General features: G+C 66.8%; 10 protein-coding genes and 3 rRNA genes. 10 read left to right on the top strand and 3 right to left on the bottom strand.

Annotated features, from left to right (window positions below; genetic code table 11):
• Window positions 1-29 precede the first annotated feature (29 nt).
• From ACN28A_RS05465 to ACN28A_RS05450, 4 genes are all read left to right on the top strand, one after another.
• Window positions 30-650: an ATP-dependent Clp protease proteolytic subunit gene (locus ACN28A_RS05465; protein WP_421392987.1), complete on the top strand. Its 621-nt coding sequence runs from the start codon at window positions 30-32 to the stop codon at window positions 648-650.
• Between the two features lie 12 nt (window positions 651-662).
• The gene (locus ACN28A_RS05460; RefSeq protein WP_421392985.1) at window positions 663-1,331 is read left to right on the top strand and encodes an ATP-dependent Clp protease proteolytic subunit; all 669 of its coding nucleotides are present in this window, start codon (window positions 663-665) and stop codon (window positions 1,329-1,331) included.
• A gap of 218 nt (window positions 1,332-1,549) precedes the next feature.
• A complete protein-coding gene (gene clpX, locus ACN28A_RS05455; RefSeq protein ID WP_421392982.1) occupies window positions 1,550-2,842 on the top strand; it encodes an ATP-dependent Clp protease ATP-binding subunit ClpX in 1,293 nt (430 codons plus the stop codon).
• Window positions 2,843-2,981: 139 nt separating this feature from the next.
• Complete coding sequence (locus ACN28A_RS05450) at window positions 2,982-3,779, top strand: carbon-nitrogen hydrolase family protein (RefSeq protein WP_421392980.1); 798 nt, start codon at window positions 2,982-2,984, stop codon at window positions 3,777-3,779.
• A 139-nt stretch (window positions 3,780-3,918) separates the two neighbouring features.
• Here ACN28A_RS05450 and ACN28A_RS05445 read toward each other — a convergent pair whose 3' ends face one another.
• Complete coding sequence (locus ACN28A_RS05445; RefSeq protein WP_421392978.1) at window positions 3,919-4,143, bottom strand: hypothetical protein; 225 nt, start codon at window positions 4,141-4,143, stop codon at window positions 3,919-3,921.
• A gap of 611 nt (window positions 4,144-4,754) precedes the next feature.
• Between ACN28A_RS05445 and ACN28A_RS05440 the strand changes: the two genes are divergently transcribed.
• From ACN28A_RS05440 to rrf, 3 genes are all read left to right on the top strand, one after another.
• Window positions 4,755-6,271 (top strand): 16S ribosomal RNA (locus ACN28A_RS05440).
• A 337-nt stretch (window positions 6,272-6,608) separates the two neighbouring features.
• A 23S ribosomal RNA gene (locus ACN28A_RS05435) occupies window positions 6,609-9,721 on the top strand.
• Between the two features lie 94 nt (window positions 9,722-9,815).
• Window positions 9,816-9,932: ribosomal RNA gene (gene rrf, locus ACN28A_RS05430) — 5S ribosomal RNA — on the top strand.
• The 16S, 23S and 5S rRNA genes sit together here, the layout of an rRNA operon.
• Window positions 9,933-10,025: 93 nt before the next feature.
• Here rrf and ACN28A_RS05425 read toward each other — a convergent pair.
• Complete coding sequence (locus ACN28A_RS05425) at window positions 10,026-10,808, bottom strand: hypothetical protein (protein WP_421392975.1); 783 nt, start codon at window positions 10,806-10,808, stop codon at window positions 10,026-10,028.
• Window positions 10,809-10,877: 69 nt separating this feature from the next.
• On the opposite strand from ACN28A_RS05425, the gene ACN28A_RS05420 reads away from it, so the two are divergent.
• The 3 genes from ACN28A_RS05420 to ACN28A_RS05410 all read left to right on the top strand — a co-directional run bounded on the left by ACN28A_RS05420 (window position 10,878) and on the right by ACN28A_RS05410 (window position 15,414).
• A complete protein-coding gene (locus ACN28A_RS05420; RefSeq protein WP_421392972.1) occupies window positions 10,878-13,520 on the top strand; it encodes a valine--tRNA ligase in 2,643 nt (880 codons plus the stop codon).
• Window positions 13,521-13,735: 215 nt separating this feature from the next.
• Entirely contained in the window at window positions 13,736-15,007 is a 1,272-nt protein-coding gene (locus tag ACN28A_RS05415; RefSeq protein ID WP_421404165.1) for a bifunctional folylpolyglutamate synthase/dihydrofolate synthase, read from the top strand.
• Window positions 15,004-15,414, top strand: a complete 411-nt coding sequence (locus ACN28A_RS05410) for a DUF4233 domain-containing protein (protein WP_421392969.1) — start codon at window positions 15,004-15,006, stop codon at window positions 15,412-15,414. The genes ACN28A_RS05415 and ACN28A_RS05410 overlap by 4 nt, the downstream gene beginning before the upstream one ends.
• Before the next feature lie 23 nt (window positions 15,415-15,437).
• Here ACN28A_RS05410 and ACN28A_RS05405 read toward each other — a convergent pair whose 3' ends face one another.
• Window positions 15,438-17,138 carry a VOC family protein gene (locus ACN28A_RS05405; protein ID WP_421392967.1) on the bottom strand — a complete coding sequence of 567 codons (1,701 nt, stop codon included), beginning with the start codon at window positions 17,136-17,138 and terminating at the stop codon, window positions 15,438-15,440.
• Window positions 17,139-17,223: the final 85 nt, after the last annotated feature.

Raw genomic sequence — 17,223 nt, 5'->3', positions numbered from 1 at the left:
CTGCCATGACTGGTTCAGACTTCTCAGCTATGCCCCTGCGGGTGACCCAGGCCCGCGGTGCGGACGCACTTGGTGGCAACCTCGACGACTCGGTCTACAACCGGCTGCTCAAGGAGCGGATCATCTTCCTTGGCAGCGAGGTGACCGACCAGGTCGCCAACCGCATCTGCGCACAGCTGCTGCTACTCGCCGCCGAGGACCCCGGCCGCGACATCAACCTGTGGATCAACTCGCCGGGTGGTTCGGTCTACTCCGGCATGGCGATCTACGACACCATGCAATTCATCGACAACGACGTCTCCACCGTCGCCATGGGCATGGCCGCCTCGATGGGCCAGCTCCTGCTCTGCGCCGGCACCAAGGGCAAGCGCTACGCCCTGCCGCACGCGCGGATCATGATGCACCAGCCCTCCGGCGGCATGGGCGGCACTGCCTCGGACATCGCGATCCAGGCCGAGCAGATGCTCTACACCAAGCGGATGTTCCAGGAGCGGGTGGCCCACCACACCGGCCAGGACCAGGCCCAGATCGAGGCCGACTCGGACCGGGACCGCTGGTTCACCGCCACCGAGGCCAAGGACTACGGCTTCATCGACAAGGTGATCACCGGGGCCGCGCAGGTTCCGGAAGGCGCCGGGACCCTGAGCTGAGGAGCGGAAGAGATGACTGACCCGACCCTGCTTGCCGGTGGCGGCTTCCAGCCCGTGCACAACCGGTACGTTCTCCCCTCCTTCGTCGAGCGCACCTCGTACGGCGTCAAGGAGTCGAACCCCTACAACAAGCTCTTCGAGGACCGGATCATCTTCCTCGGCGTGCAGGTGGACGACGCGTCGGCAAACGACGTGATGGCCCAGCTGCTGACGCTGGAGGGCACCGACCCGGACCGGGACATCATCATGTACATCAACTCGCCCGGCGGCTCGTTCACGGCCATGACGGCGATCTACGACACGATGCAGTACGTCCGGCCGGACATCCAGACCGTCTGCCTCGGGCAGGCGGCCAGCGCCGCCGCCGTGCTCCTCGCCGCCGGTACTCCCGGCAAGCGGATGGCGTTGCCGAACTCCCGGATCATCATCCACCAGCCGGCCACCGAGGGCGGCTACGGGCAGGGCTCGGACATCGAGATCCAGGCCCGGGAGATCCTCCGGATGCGTACCCAGCTCGAGGAGATGATTTCCCGACACGCCAACCAGCCGATCGAACGGGTCCGCCGCGACATCGACCGTGACAAGATCATGACGGCCGAGGAGTCCCGGGAGTACGGCCTGGTCGACACCATCCTGAGCAGCCGAAAGAAGGGCCTGCTCGCGGCCAACGCCTCGAGCTGATCGTCGTGGTCCGGGGGTCGGCCGACCGGTCGTACGGCGGCCGGCCCCTGACACACCCGTTTTGGGGGTCGGAGAAACCTCGGGTAGCGGGTAACGTCGGTTCTGCACCGCCCACCGCCGGTCGGGACCGGCCGGCGAACATGACCGACGGGGTGGACCGTCCGCAGGCCAGTGCCTCTGCTCAGACAGGCTGGCCGATGAGCGCAGGGAGAACGTAGGTGGCACGGATCGGTGACGGTGGCGACCTACTGAAGTGCTCCTTCTGCGGCAAGTCGCAGAAGCAGGTCAAGAAGCTCATCGCGGGCCCCGGGGTCTACATCTGCGACGAGTGCATCGACCTCTGTAACGAGATCATCGAAGAGGAGCTGGCCGAGACCGGCGAGGTGAAGTGGGAAGAGCTTCCCAAGCCGATGGAGATCTGCCAGTTCCTCGACCAGTACGTCGTGGGTCAGGACCAGGCCAAGAAGGCCCTCGCGGTGGCGGTCTACAACCACTACAAGCGGATCCAGGCCGAGGCAGCCGGTGGGCCGGGCTCCGCCGACGGGGTGGAGCTGTCGAAGTCCAACATCCTGCTTATCGGTCCGACCGGGTGTGGCAAGACACACCTGGCCCAGACCCTCGCCCGGATGCTCAACGTGCCGTTCGCGATCGCCGACGCGACCGCACTGACCGAGGCCGGCTACGTCGGCGAGGACGTCGAGAACATCCTGCTCAAGCTGATCCAGGCCGCCGACTACGACATCAAGCGGGCCGAGACCGGCATCATCTACATCGACGAGGTCGACAAGATCGCCCGTAAGTCGGAGAACCCGTCGATCACCCGGGACGTCTCCGGCGAGGGTGTGCAACAGGCGCTGCTGAAGATCCTGGAAGGCACGGTGGCGAACGTGCCGCCGCAGGGCGGCCGGAAACACCCGCACCAGGAGTTCATCCAGATCGACACCACGAACGTGCTGTTCATCTGCGGTGGCGCCTTCGCCGGCCTGGACCAGATCATCGAGGCCCGCACCGGCCAGGGCGGGCTGGGTTTCGGCGCGCACCTGCGTTCGGTCTCCGAGCGTTCGACCGACGACATCTTCGGCCGGGTCATGCCGGAGGACATGCTCAAGTTCGGTCTGATCCCCGAGTTCATCGGCCGACTGCCGGTGATCACAAACGTCCGGAGCCTCAACCGCGAGGCGCTGGTCCGGATCCTCACCGAGCCACGCAACGCGCTGGTCCGGCAATACCAGCGACTCTTCGAGCTCGACGGCGTGGAGCTGGAGTTCGAGACGGCCGCCCTGGAGGCGATCGCCGACCAGGCGATGTTGCGCGGCACCGGCGCCCGGGGCCTGCGCGCCATCCTCGAAGAGGTCCTGCTCTCGGTGATGTACGAGGTGCCCAGCAACCCCAACGCGGCCCGCGTCCTGATCACCCGGGGTGTGGTGCTGGAGAACGTCAACCCGACGATCGTGCCGCGTGAGTTCACCGGCCGCCGCGCCCGCCGCGACCGCGAGGAGCGCTCGGCCTGACCGGAGCGCTCGGCCTGATCTGCCGCCGCCGCGCGCCGGTCGGCCCGAGTGGCGACCGGCGCAGGCACCCCGGCAAGCCTGGTGTCCGGACGTCCCGGCAAGCCTGGCCACCCGGAGATCGTCGCCGTAGGCTCACCGCATGCGCGTTGCCGTCTGTCAGCTCAACGCCCGCGACGACCGGAAGGCCAACCTGACCGTCGCCGGCGAGCTGTTGGCCCGGGCCGCGGCCGCCGGAGCCGACCTGGCGATCCTTCCGGAGTACGTCGACTATCTCGGCCCGTCCCGCGGGCTTCCGTCGCCGGAGCCGGTCGACGGCGAGTTCGCCGGGTTCTTCGCCGCGGCGGCCCGGCAGCACGGCATGTGGGTGCACGCCGGCTCGTTCCACGAGATCGGCCCGGATCCGGAACACACCTACAACACCTCGCTGGTCTTCGACCGCACCGGCGCGCTCGCCGCGACGTACCGGAAGATCCATCTCTACGACGTGGAGATTCCCGGCCGGGTCTCCTACCTGGAATCCAGGACCGTCGCCGCCGGCTCCGAGCCGGTCACCGTCGACGTCGACGGCGTACGCGTCGGATTGTCGATCTGCTACGACCTGCGTTTCCCCGAGCTGTACCGGCAGCTCGCCGTTGCCGGGGAGGCCGAGGTGCTGGTGGTGCCGGCCGCCTTCATGATGCACACCGGCCGGGATCACTGGGAGGTGCTGCTGCGCGCCCGGGCGATCGAGAACCAGTGCTACGTCGCGGCGGCGGGGCAGATCGGCGACCATGATCCGGGACGCACCTGCTACGGCCGCAGCATGGTGATCGACCCCTGGGGCACCGTACTCGGCCAGGCGCCCGACATCGTCGGGATCGCGGTCACCGATCTCGACCTCGACCGGCTGCGCGAGATCCGCACCGAACTGCCCAGCCTGGCCAACCGCCGCCTCTGACGGATCGGGTGGGCCGGGAGTGCCGCCGGATCCGTCCGTCGCTGGAACTGCCAGCGCGCCTTCTGGCGGTTGGAGCTCCCAGGATCGCGCGGTCGCCGGCCGTCCCTACGGTCAGGTCACCGTCACTGCCTTGCCAGGGTCACTGCAGCAGCATGCCCAGGACGGCCAGGCCGATGATCGCCGAAGCGGTCACCAGTAGTCCCGTGGTCATCCGTGACGGGCCCCGGCGGGCCAGTCGGCGCACCGAGGCGACCACGGCCAGCAGCACGAGGCCACCGATCACGAGCTGCCAGAACGGCAGCAGGAGTGCCGTGAGGCTGTCCTGCGCGAGGGTGGTCCCGATGGAGCTCGCGAACGCGGCCATGCCTGCCACTCTGACACGCCCGCCCGGCTCTGACACGGACAACCGGGGCACGGTCGGGTCACAGCGGCACGGGCAGGAGGGGAACGTCGATTTGCGTCGGCGTGGGCCGGCGGCGTACCTTTCTCTCTGCGCGCGGCGCCCCGGACGACAGGCCGGGCCGCGAGCACCTCGATCTCCACCGGGCAGCTGTCCGAGGGGGAGACCGGGGCCGGGTGGTGCGCTCGACCGGGTGACATTCAGGTTGAGATTGCGAGACCAACCGGGTAGAGTAGCTGAGGCCGGCAGGAGCCGGGCAGATGTGCCGCGAGCGGCCATCGGCCGGTCTGCGGGCCTTCCCTCGACAGAAGCGACCACCATCCATTGGTGTGCGTGCGTACGGGGAATCCTTCGGGCCACGCGAGAAAGCCAGAAGTTGGGGCTTGACACCGCAAGGCCAGACGGGTAGGTTGGGCAAGTTGCCCCGAGGGCGATCCCCCTGGTGAGGATTGTGTTCGGTGTGTGGTTGTTCTTTGAGAACTCAACAGGGTGCTTGATAAGCCAGTGCCAAATGTTTGTTTGTTTGGCAGCAAGTGTTTTTGTTGTTGCCGGGTTATTCGGATTTTCCATGGTTTTTGTTGGAGAGTTTGATCCTGGCTCAGGACGAACGCTGGCGGCGTGCTTAACACATGCAAGTCGAGCGGAAAGGCCCTTCGGGGTACTCGAGCGGCGAACGGGTGAGTAACACGTGAGTAACCTGCCTCAGGCTTTGGGATAACCCTCGGAAACGGGGGCTAATACCGGATATGACCTTCGGCCGCATGGTTGGGGGTGGAAAGTTTTTCGGCCTGGGATGGGCTCGCGGCCTATCAGCTTGTTGGTGGGGTGATGGCCTACCAAGGCGACGACGGGTAGCCGGCCTGAGAGGGCGACCGGCCACACTGGGACTGAGACACGGCCCAGACTCCTACGGGAGGCAGCAGTGGGGAATATTGCACAATGGGCGGAAGCCTGATGCAGCGACGCCGTGTGAGGGATGACGGCCTTCGGGTTGTAAACCTCTTTCAGCAGGGACGAAGCGGAAGTGACGGTACCTGCAGAAGAAGCGCCGGCCAACTACGTGCCAGCAGCCGCGGTAAGACGTAGGGCGCGAGCGTTGTCCGGATTTATTGGGCGTAAAGAGCTCGTAGGCGGCTTGTCGCGTCGACTGTGAAAACCCACGGCTCAACTGTGGGCTTGCAGCCGATACGGGCAGGCTAGAGTTCGGTAGGGGAGACTGGAATTCCTGGTGTAGCGGTGAAATGCGCAGATATCAGGAGGAACACCGGTGGCGAAGGCGGGTCTCTGGGCCGATACTGACGCTGAGGAGCGAAAGCGTGGGGAGCGAACAGGATTAGATACCCTGGTAGTCCACGCTGTAAACGTTGGGCGCTAGGTGTGGGGGGCCTCTCCGGTTCTCTGTGCCGCAGCTAACGCATTAAGCGCCCCGCCTGGGGAGTACGGCCGCAAGGCTAAAACTCAAAGGAATTGACGGGGGCCCGCACAAGCGGCGGAGCATGCGGATTAATTCGATGCAACGCGAAGAACCTTACCTGGGTTTGACATGGCCGCAAAACCTGCAGAGATGTGGGGTCCTTCGGGGGCGGTCACAGGTGGTGCATGGCTGTCGTCAGCTCGTGTCGTGAGATGTTGGGTTAAGTCCCGCAACGAGCGCAACCCTTGTTCGATGTTGCCAGCACGTTATGGTGGGGACTCATCGAAGACTGCCGGGGTCAACTCGGAGGAAGGTGGGGATGACGTCAAGTCATCATGCCCCTTATGTCCAGGGCTTCACGCATGCTACAATGGCCGGTACAATGGGCTGCGATACCGTGAGGTGGAGCGAATCCCAAAAAGCCGGTCTCAGTTCGGATCGGGGTCTGCAACTCGACCCCGTGAAGTCGGAGTCGCTAGTAATCGCAGATCAGCAACGCTGCGGTGAATACGTTCCCGGGCCTTGTACACACCGCCCGTCACGTCACGAAAGTCGGCAACACCCGAAGCCCATGGCCTAACCCCTTGTGGGAGGGAGTGGTCGAAGGTGGGGCTGGCGATTGGGACGAAGTCGTAACAAGGTAGCCGTACCGGAAGGTGCGGCTGGATCACCTCCTTTCTAAGGAGCACCATCCGTCGAAGGACGGTATGGAGCCCGCGTCGCCCGGATGTGGTGGCGGGGTGCTCGTTGGCGGAGACACTGGCGAAGTTCACGGCTGGCAACGGCTGACCATGGCGAGTACGGCCCTTCGGGGTGTGGAAAGTTCGGGTTGGTGCGGCTGGTGGTGGGTGTAGAGCATCCTGTTGGGTCCTGAGGGAACAACCGTGTGGTTGTTGTCTTGTGCCAGGCGCGCCTGGCCCCGCATACGGTCGGACGTGGTTCCGGGTTGGTGTGGGGTGGTGGGTGTGGGTTGGTCGTTTGTTGAGAATTGCACAGTGGACGCGAGCATCTTTGTGGTCAAGTTGTCAAGGGCGGACGGTGGATGCCTTGGCACCAGGAGCCGATGAAGGACGTGGGAGGCCGCGATAGGCCTGGGGGAGCTGTCAACCGAGCTGTGATCCCAGGGTGTCCGAATGGGGTAACCTGGCACCAGTCATGTGGTGTCACCTGCACCTGAATTCATAGGGTGTGTGGAGGGAACGCGGGGAAGTGAAACATCTCAGTACCCGTAGGAAGAGAAAACAATAGTGATTCCGTGAGTAGTGGCGAGCGAAAGCGGATGTAGGCTAAACCGGTTGCGTGTGATACCTGTCAGGGGTTGCGTGGTCGGGGTTGTGGGACCTCATGGGGGAAGCTGACACTTTCCCGGAGAGTTATAAATACCAGGTGTTAGCTGAATGGTGTGGAAAAGCCAACCGTAGGCGGTGATAGTCCGGTAGGTGAAAGCATCTGGTCTTTCTTGTGGGTGTTCCCGAGTAGCGGCGGACTCCTGAAATCTGCCGTGAATCTGCCAGGACCACCTGGTAAGCCTAAATACTTCCTGGTGACCGATAGCGGACGAGTACCGTGAGGGAATGGTGAAAAGTACCCCGGGAGGGGAGTGAAATAGTACCTGAAACCGTTCGCCTACAATCCGTCGGAGCCTGCTTTTGTGGGTGACGGCGTGCCTTTTGAAGAATGAGCCTGCGAGTTAGTGGCATGTGGCGAGGTTAACCCGTGTGGGGTAGCCGTAGCGAAAGCGAGTCTTAATAGGGCGTGTAGTCGCGTGTTCTAGACCCGAAGCGGGGTGATCTAGCCATGGGCAGGCTGAAGCGTGGGTAAGACCGCGTGGAGGGCCGAACCCACCAACGTTGAAAAGTTGGGGGATGACCTGTGGTTAGGGGTGAAAGGCCAATCAAACTCCGTGATAGCTGGTTCTCCCCGAAATGCATTTAGGTGCAGCGTCGTGTGTTTCTTGCCGGAGGTAGAGCACTGGATGGTCTAGGGGCCCTACAAGGTTACTGAAATCAGCCAAACTCCGAATGCCGGTAAGTGAGAGCGCGGCAGTGAGACTGCGGGGGATAAGCTTCGTAGTCGAGAGGGAAACAGCCCAGATCGCCAGCTAAGGCCCCTAAGCGTGTGCTAAGTGGAAAAGGATGTGGGGTCGCATAGACAACCAGGAGGTTGGCTTAGAAGCAGCCATCCTTTAAAGAGTGCGTAATAGCTCACTGGTCAAGTGGTTCCGCGCCGACAATGTAGCGGGGCTCAAGTACACCGCCGAAGCTGTGGCATTCACATATTAACTCGGTGATGTCTTCGGATGTCATCCAGGTGTGTGGGTGGGTAGGGGAGCGTCGTGCCGGGGGTGAAGCAGCGGGGTGACCTAGTTGTGGACGCGGCACGAGTGAGAATGCAGGCATGAGTAGCGAAAGAAGGGTGAGAAACCCTTCCGCCGGATGACCAAGGGTTCCAGGGCCAGGTTAATCCGCCCTGGGTGAGTCGGGGCCTAAGGCGAGGCCGAGAGGCGTAGTCGATGGATAACGGGTTGATATTCCCGTACCCGTGTAGGAGCGCCCGTGATGAACCTCGTTGTGCTAACCATCCGAGCCTGTGGCGGTCTTCGGACCAAGACAGGGGAGCGTGGGAACCTGGCGGGTAGTAGTCAAGCGATGGGGTGACGCAGGAAGGTAGCTGAGCCCGGCCGGTGGTTGTGCCGGGGTAAGCGTGTAGGCCGGTGTGTAGGTAAATCCGCACACCATGTGGCTGAGACGTGATGCCGAGCCGATTCAGGTGAAGTCAGTGATCCTATGCTGCCGAGAAAAGCCTCTAGCGAGTTCCGAGCGGCCCGTACCCTAAACCGACACAGGTGGTCAGGTAGAGAATACCGAGGCGATCGGGTGAACTGTGGTTAAGGAACTCGGCAAATTGCCCCCGTAACTTAGGGAGAAGGGGGGCCGGAGACGTGAAGCCACTTGCTGGTGGAGCGTTGTATGGCCGCAGAGAGCAGGGGGAAGCGACTGTTTACTAAAAACACAGGTCCATGCGAAGAAGTAATTCGATGTATATGGACTGACGCCTGCCCGGTGCTGGAACGTTAAGGGGACCGGTTAGTTCCTTTTGGGGCGAAGCTGAGAACTTAAGCGCCAGTAAACGGCGGTGGTAACTATAACCATCCTAAGGTAGCGAAATTCCTTGTCGGGTAAGTTCCGACCTGCACGAATGGCGTAACGACTTCCCCACTGTCTCAACCACAGGCCCGGCGAAATTGCAGTACGAGTAAAGATGCTCGTTACGCGCGGCAGGACGGAAAGACCCCGGGACCTTTACTATAGCTTGACATTGGTATCTGAATTAGCTTGTGTAGGATAGGTGGGAGCCGGTGAAGCTTGCACGCCAGTGTAGGTGGAGGCAATCTTGAAATACCACTCTGGTTGGTTTGGGTATCTAACTTCGGGCCCTTATCGGGTTCAGGGACAGTGTCTGGTGGGTAGTTTAACTGGGGCGGTTGCCTCCTAAAATGTAACGGAGGCGCCCAAAGGTTCCCTCAGCCTGGTTGGCAATCAGGTGTTGAGTGTAAGTGTATAAGGGAGCTTGACTGTGAGACTGACGGGTCGAGCAGGGACGAAAGTCGGGACTAGTGATCCGGCACTTGCGTGTGGAAGCGGTGTCGCTCAACGGATAAAAGGTACCCCGGGGATAACAGGCTGATCTTCCCCAAGAGTCCATATCGACGGGATGGTTTGGCACCTCGATGTCGGCTCGTCGCATCCTGGGGCTGTAGCAGGTCCCAAGGGTTGGGCTGTTCGCCCATTAAAGCGGTACGCGAGCTGGGTTTAGAACGTCGTGAGACAGTTCGGTCCCTATCCGCCGTGCGCGTAGGATACTTGCGAAGGGCTGTCCCTAGTACGAGAGGACCGGGACGGACGAACCTCTGGTGTGCCAGTTGTCCCGCCAGGGGCACGGCTGGTTGGCTACGTTCGGGAGGGATAACCGCTGAAAGCATCTAAGCGGGAAGCCTGCTTCAAGATGAGGTATCCCACCCCGTTTGGGGGTAAGGCTCCCAGTGAGACGACTGGGTTGATAGGCCGGAGATGTAAGCCAGGTAACTGGTTGAGTTGACCGGTACTAATAGGCCGAGGACTTGACTACAAAGCTGCTACGCGTCCACTGTGTGATTCACAGCAAACGAACGACGGTTTGCCCTGCGTGTGGGTGGGGTTGTTGTTTGTGTTGTTGATAGGGTTACGGCGGTTATGGCGGAAGGGAAACGCCCGGTTACATTCCGAACCCGGAAGCTAAGCCTTCCAGCGCTGATGGTACTGCACTCGGGAGGGTGTGGGAGAGTAAGACACCGCCGGACATCTTTACAGGAGTGGCGCCACCCGGTTACGGGCGGCGCCACTCCTGTTTGTATGCCCATTTGCCGAGCAACGTCGGGCAGCGCCGTGACCCTTCAGTCGCGGCTCTGTACCGTGTCGCGGATGTCGCGGAGCAGCGCCGCGGACTCGTCGACGGAACGGCCCGCGAACATGCCCATCGTGATGCTGCCGTGGTCGGCCCAGCCGCAGAAGACCAGCTCGCCGTCCTGGATCGGCGCCGTTCCGCACTTCATGGTTCCGCCGAGCGGGCCGGCGTCCACCTTCCGGATGCCGGCGACCGGGGTGTCCTCCTCCGCCGCCAGGTCGAAAATCAGGTCCAGGTCCCGCTCCGGCTGCCAGACCAGCGCCGTACCGCCGAAGAGCAGGACGCTGCGGTCCGGGCTGGCCGGGTCGGTGTAGGCGGCGCCGAAGCTCTCGGTGAAGTCGACCTCGGCGTTGACGGCGGTCCGGAGGTACTCGATCGTCGCCTGCGCGCTCTCGCTCTCGTCCCGGGTCAGGCCGGCGACCTCGACCGGTGTGGCGAGGGTGGCGTCCTTCTGTTGCATGATGCGCCAACCCGCGGTGCCGAAGACGGCGGCGCCGGCGAGGCTGACCGCCAGGACCGAGCCGAGGACGATTTTCCGACGCCGCGACGGCCGGCCGCCACCCGGGCCCCCGGCGCCCGGACGCCCAGCGCCCGGACTGCCGCCATCGGGCTCGCCGGATCCCGGCTCGGCATCGCCCGCCGGGCTGCCGTGCACCGCCCCGGCGTCCCGCTCGCCCGACCGGTCAAGCACGATCGGCTGCGAACTGATCTCGATCGGGGAGCCGGAATCAGCCGGGGCGTGTGGGTCGGCACGGGGGGCATCGGACGACATAGCCGCCACCGTACGCGAGCCGGAGGTGGCGCACGACGGCGCCGGCGGCCAGGCTCGTAGACTTCCAGGGTGACCGAGACTCTGGATGCGAACCGCGCCCCGGCCCCGACCCTTTCCGCCCAGTACCAGCCGGGCGAGGTAGAAGGTCGGCGGTACGAGGAGTGGGTAGCGGCCGGGCGTTTCCGGGCCTCGGCCGACAGCGACAAGCCCCCGTTCACCATCGTCATCCCGCCACCGAACGTCACCGGCTCGCTGCACATGGGCCACGCCTTCGAGCACACCCTGATGGACGCCCTCACCCGGCGCCGGCGGATGCAGGGCTACGAGGCACTCTGGCTGCCCGGCATGGACCACGCCGGCATCGCCACCCAGAACCTCGTCGAGCGGCAGCTCGCCGGTGCGGGGCTGTCCCGGCACGACCTCGGCCGGGAGAAGTTCGTCGAGCGGGTCTGGCAGTGGAAGGCCGAGTCGGGCGGCAAGATCCTCGGCCAGATGCGCCGGCTCGGCGACTCGGTCGACTGGGACCGCGAACGCTTCACCATGGACGAGGGGCTGTCCCGGGCGGTACAGACGATCTTCAAGAAGCTGTACGACGACGGCCTGATCTACCGCGCCGAGCGGATCATCAACTGGTGCCCGCGCTGCCTCACCGCGCTCTCGGACATCGAGGTGGAGCACACCGACGACGACGGCGAACTCGTGTCGATCCGGTACAGCGACGACGTGGTGGTCGCCACCACCCGGGCCGAGACGATGCTCGGCGACACCGCGGTGGCGGTGCACCCGGACGACGAGCGGTACAGGCACCTGATCGGGACCGAGGTGGAGCTGCCGCTGACCGGGCGGCGGATCCCGATCGTCGGTGACGAGCACGTCGACCCGAGCTTCGGCACCGGCATGGTCAAGGTGACCCCGGCGCACGACCCGAACGACTTCGAGATCGGCCAGCGGCACGACCTGCCGTCGCTGACGGTCATGGACGAGCGGGGCGTCATCACCGCGCACGGCCCGTTCCAGGGACTCGACCGGTTCGAGGCCCGGCCGGCGATCGTCGCCGCGCTCCGCGAGCAGGGCCGGATCGTCGCGGAGAAGCGGCCGTACGTGCACGCGGTGGGGCACTGCTCGCGGTGCCGTACGACTGTGGAGCCGCGACTGTCGTTGCAGTGGTTCGTCAACACCGGACCGCTGGCCCGGGCGGCCGGCGACGCGGTGCGGGACGGCCGGGTGAAGATCGAGCCCGCCGACATGGCGAAGCGGTACTTCGGCTGGGTCGACAACATGCACGACTGGTGCATCTCCCGGCAGCTCTGGTGGGGGCACCGGATCCCGGTCTGGTACGGCCCGGACGGCGAGGTCCGCTGCGTCGGCCCGGACGAGCAGCCGCCGACCGGCGACGGCTGGACGCAGGACACGGACGTGCTGGACACCTGGTTCTCCAGCGCGCTGTGGCCGTTCTCCACCCTCGGCTGGCCCGAGTCCACCGCCGACCTGGCGAAGTTCTATCCGACGAGCGTGCTGGTGACCGGATACGACATCCTCTTCTTCTGGGTCGCCCGGATGATGATGTTCGGCCTGTACGCGATGGACGGCCGGCAACCCTTCGACGTGATCGCGCTGCACGGCATGGTGCGCGACCAGTACGGCAAGAAGATGTCGAAGTCCTTCGGCAACGTGGTCGACCCGCTGGACTGGATCGAGCGGTACGGCGCCGACGCCACCCGGTTCACCCTGGCCCGGGGCGCCAACCCCGGCCAGGACGTCCCGGTCAGCGACGAGTGGTGCCAGGGCTCCCGCAACTTCTGCAACAAGCTCTGGAACGCCACCCGGTTCGCCCTGATGAACGGCGCACACGTGGCCGGCGACCTGCCGGAGCCGGCCCGGCTCTCGACCGTGGACCGGTGGATCCTCTCCCGGTTGCAGCAGGTCACCGCCGAGGTGGACGAGCAGTTCGAGGCGTACGAATTCGCCAAGGTCTGTGACGTGCTCTACCACTTCGCCTGGGACGACGTCTGCGACTGGTACGTCGAACTGGCCAAGCCGGTGCTGGCCGGTGGCGGCGAGCCGGCCGAGGTCACCCGCCGGGTGCTCGGACATGTGCTGGACCAGCTGCTGCGGCTGCTGCACCCGGTGGTGCCGTTCGTCACCGACGAACTCTGGACCGCGCTGGCCGGCACCGAACACGCCGGCTCGGGCCCGGCCGGTCCGTCGGTGATGACCGCCGCCTGGCCGGTCGCGGTGCCGGGGCTGCGCGACGGGACGGCCGAGCGGGAGGTCGCCGAGTTGCAGCGGGTGGTCACCGAGATCCGCCGGTTCCGTTCCGACCAGGGGCTGCGGCCGGCGCAGCGGGTGGCGGCCCGGCTCGACGGGCTGACCGCCGCCGGTATCGCCGCGCACGAGCCGCTGATCCGTTCGCTGGTCCGGCTGGACGAGGCGGGACCGGACTTCGCCGCCAGCGCCACCCTCGCGGTCTCCGGAGCGGTGACGGTGGCCCTGGACACCCGGGGCTCGATCGACGTCGCCGCCGAGCGGGCCCGGCTGGCCAAGGACCGGGCCGCGGCCGTGAAGGAGATCAACCAGGCGCGGGCGAAGCTCGACAACCCGGCCTTCCTGGCCAAGGCGCCGGCACCGGTGGTCGACAAGATCAAGAGCCGGCTGGCGGGCGCCGAGGCGGACCTGGAGCGGATCGCCAGCGCCCTCGCGGCGCTGGGCTGAGCGGTGACCGGGGGCGGATCGAGGTCCCCGACGGCGGGGCGGTGCGGCATTGTCGACGGTGGAGCCGGCGGCGGTGCGGTGCGGGTTGTCGCGGTGGACCGGTGGGACAGGGGGCGTACGGTGCGGGGGCGAGGGTCGCGGTGAGTGGACGTACGGAGCGGGCGGCGGAATTCGCCCGGGTCGAGGCGGAACTGGCCGCCCGCGGGTACACCCGGATGGTCTTCGACCTCGGGCGGATCGAGGAGCTGCTGGACCTGCTGGGCAGCCCGCAGCGGGCGTACCCGGCGATCCACCTGACCGGCACCAACGGCAAGACGTCGACGGCCCGGATGATCGATTCGCTGCTCCGGGCGTTCGGGCTGCACACCGGCCGGTACACCAGTCCGCACCTGGAGACCGTGCGGGAGCGGATCAGTCTGGACGGCGAGCCGATCGGCGAGGAGCGGTTCGTCTCCGTCTACGACGAGGTGGCGCCGCTGGCCAGGCTTGTCGACGAGCGCGCCGACGAGCCGCTGACGTACTTCGACATGACCACCGCGCTCGCCTTCGCCGCCTTCGCCGACGCCCCGGTCGACGTGGCGGTGGTGGAGGTCGGGCTGGGCGGGGCGGAGGACTCCACCAACGTGCTCAGTGCCGGCGTCGCGGTGATCACCCCGATCGGGCTCGACCACACCGAGTGGCTCGGCGACACCATCACCGACATCGCGCTGCACAAGTCCGGGATCATCCACAAGGGCGCGACCGTGATCTCGGCGGTCCAGCCGGAGGAGGCCGCCGAGCCGATCCTGGAACGCTGCGCCGAGGTCGGCGCCACCATCGCCCGGGAGGGCGGGGAGTTCGGGGTACTGCGCCGGAGCATGGCCGTCGGCGGCCAGGTGCTCTCGTTGCAGGGCCTCGGCGGCGTCTACGACAACGTCTTCGTCCCGCTGCACGGGGCACACCAGGCGCAGAACGCCGCGATCGCGCTCGCCGCCGTCGAGGCGTTCCTCGGTGCGGGGGCGTCCCGCCAGCTCGACGTCGAGACCGTCCGGCAGGGCTTCGCCACCGCCGACTCGCCGGGCCGGCTGGAGCGGGTCCGGTCCGCTCCGACGATCCTGCTGGACGGGGCGCACAATCCGCAGGGCATGGCGGCCACCGTCACCGCCCTCCAGGAGGAGTTCGCGTTCAGCAAGCTGATCGCGCTGGTCGGGGTACTCGCCGACAAGGACGCGCCGAGCCTGCTCGAACTGCTCGAACCGGCGGTCGACGCGGTGGTGGTCACCCGGAACAGCTCGCCCCGGGCGATGCCGGCCGCCGAACTCGGCGAACTGGCCGTCGAGGTCTTCGGGCCGGACCGGGTCGAAGTGGCCGCTGAGCTGCCGGACGCGATCGAGGCCGCCGTGGCGCTGGCCGAGTCCGACGTGCAGGGCGAGTTGAGCGGGGTCGGCGTGCTGGTCACCGGCTCGGTGGTCACCGTGGCCGACGCCCGACGACTGCTGAAGCGATGAACGCTCCCGACGGCAGCGGCGGGACCGGCACGTCCGGCGGGGGTGCGGCGGGTACGCCCGGTGGCGGTCGGCCCTCGGGACTGCGGGACCCGAACCGGGCCGTGCGTGGCCTCGGCGCGCTGACGCTGAGCGTCGAGACGCTGGTGCTGCTGCTCGCCATCCAGCCGATCCGACTGCTCGGCGGCGAACTGGGCGGTACCGCCATCGGCGTGGTCGTCGGGCTCGCGGTGCTGGCGGTCGTACTGGCCGGCTTCCTGCGCCGGAACTGGGCCTGGCAGGCCGGCACCGTACTCCAGGGGCTCCTGCTGCTCGCCGGCTTCCTGCACTGGTCGCTCGGCGCGCTGGGGCTGATCTTCGCCGCCGTCTGGGCGTACGTGCTGCACGTCCGGCGGGCGATCCTCGGCTAGCGGGTTCGGAACGGCCGGCCGGCTCAGCCGGTGGTCCGGCTCCGCCACTGGGTGAGCGCGATGCCGTGCCCGTCCGGGTCCCGGAAGGCGGCGGCCCAGAGTTCGAGCTTGGCGCCCCGGTTCACCGCCCGGGGTGCGTAGGTGAACTTCACACCCTTGGCGAGCAGCTCCTCGTAGAACGCGGAGACGTCGTTCACCTCGAGGTTGAGGTGGACCAGCCGCCGGTTGATCGGAGCCACCTCGCGGATCGCCCGCAGCACCAGCCGGGTCGCGCCGGAGGCGAGGATCGCGTTGCCCTCGCCGCCGTCGATCTCGAAGAAGCCGAGCAGGTCCCGGTAGAACGCGATCGACCGTTCGAGATCGGTGACCAGCAGGGTGATCCCGACCCCGGCGATCGGACCGGAACCGCCGAGCCGCGCGGGCGGCTGCGTGGCGATCAGGTCGGCCAGGATCGCCTCGTCGTCCGAGGCGCCGGCGAGGCCGTCGGGGGTGTCGGCGAGGTCGTCGGGGGCCGCCGAGCCGAACGGGGTGCCGAAGCCCGGCTCGGGGTCGTCCAGCTGAATGTCGATCTCGTCGTCCGAGGTGCCGGAGCGGGCCTCCGGAACCGCCGCCGCTGGCCCCGCTGGCCCCGCCGCCGCTGGCCCGGAGTCGGCGCGGGTGCGGAGCCCGGTGTCGCCGCCCTCCGGTCTGTCCACGCCGTCCCCAGACCTGTGCGGCCGGTCGACGGCGTCTTCCGGGGCGTCCACGCCCTCCCACGGCGTTTCTCCGGCTTCTTCCGGTCCGCCCAACCCGGTCGCCGGCCGGTCGCCGGTGGCGCCGAACTCATCGTCGGAGCCGGTCGGCGGGGCGTCCGACTCGGCCGGGCGGGCGGCCGGCGGCACGTCGGTGACCGGTGCCTCGGCGGACGGGGACGGCCGTGGCCGACGCTTCCGGCCCCCCGGACCGGGGGTGGGGCGGGGCCGGCGCGGCAGTGGGGCGGTGGACGGCGGTTCCACCAGGGTGCCCTCCAGCACGATCGTCCCGCCGGGGGTCTGTCGCATCACGACCGGCTCCTCGCGGGCCGTGCCCCGGTCGTCGCGGAGCGGTTCGAGGTCGCGCCCGAGCGGGGCGAGGTCGTCCTCGGTCAGGTGCTCGTCGACCGGTCCGCCGCCGGGGGGCTGCGGGGCGTACGGGTCGTCCCGGCCGGTCCGGACCCACGGCGGCGCCTCCTGCTCGATCAGGATGTCGTCGTCGACCGGGTCGTAGTCGTGGAACTCCGGCGGCAGGTCGCCGCTGGCGGCCGCCTCGGCGTGGGTCAGCACCTCGTCCCAGAGGATCCGGACGTGCCGCTGGTCGTCGATGGCCACCATGATCGGCAGGGTGGCACCCGGATCCGGCCACTTCGACACCGGTACCCGGGGATCGCGGATCCGAACCGACCGGCCCGGCACCCCCGGAGCGTCGATCACGATCTGGAGTTCACACCGGCCGAAGGTCGACGCGGCGGGCGGCTCGGTGACACTGTGCACGTGTCCGATCCCGGTCACCCAGGCCCGCGGACCGCTGCGTACGGCGGTGAAGGCGACCAGCGCGATGGCCAGGGCGAGCAGCGCCACCCCGAGTACGGCAACCGCCCAGCTGCGCATCCCCAGCCCGAACAGGACGACGAATACGGCGAAGGTGCCCAACACGGCGGCGACCAGCTTGCGCACCGGTGCGACCTGGCGGCGACGACCATCTGCCACAGTGGACCTCCCTGGTTAAGGCCAGGCTAGGCCGGATTCGACGGGAATGGAACGACCCGGGGCCGGTGTGCGGTCCTCCCCACCG

This window comes from Plantactinospora sp. WMMB782, from assembly GCF_049179135.1.
GTDB lineage: Bacteria > Actinomycetota > Actinomycetes > Mycobacteriales > Micromonosporaceae > Plantactinospora.
Note: the sequence above shows the minus strand (reverse complement) of the source record. Positions and strands in the feature narration are given on the sequence as shown.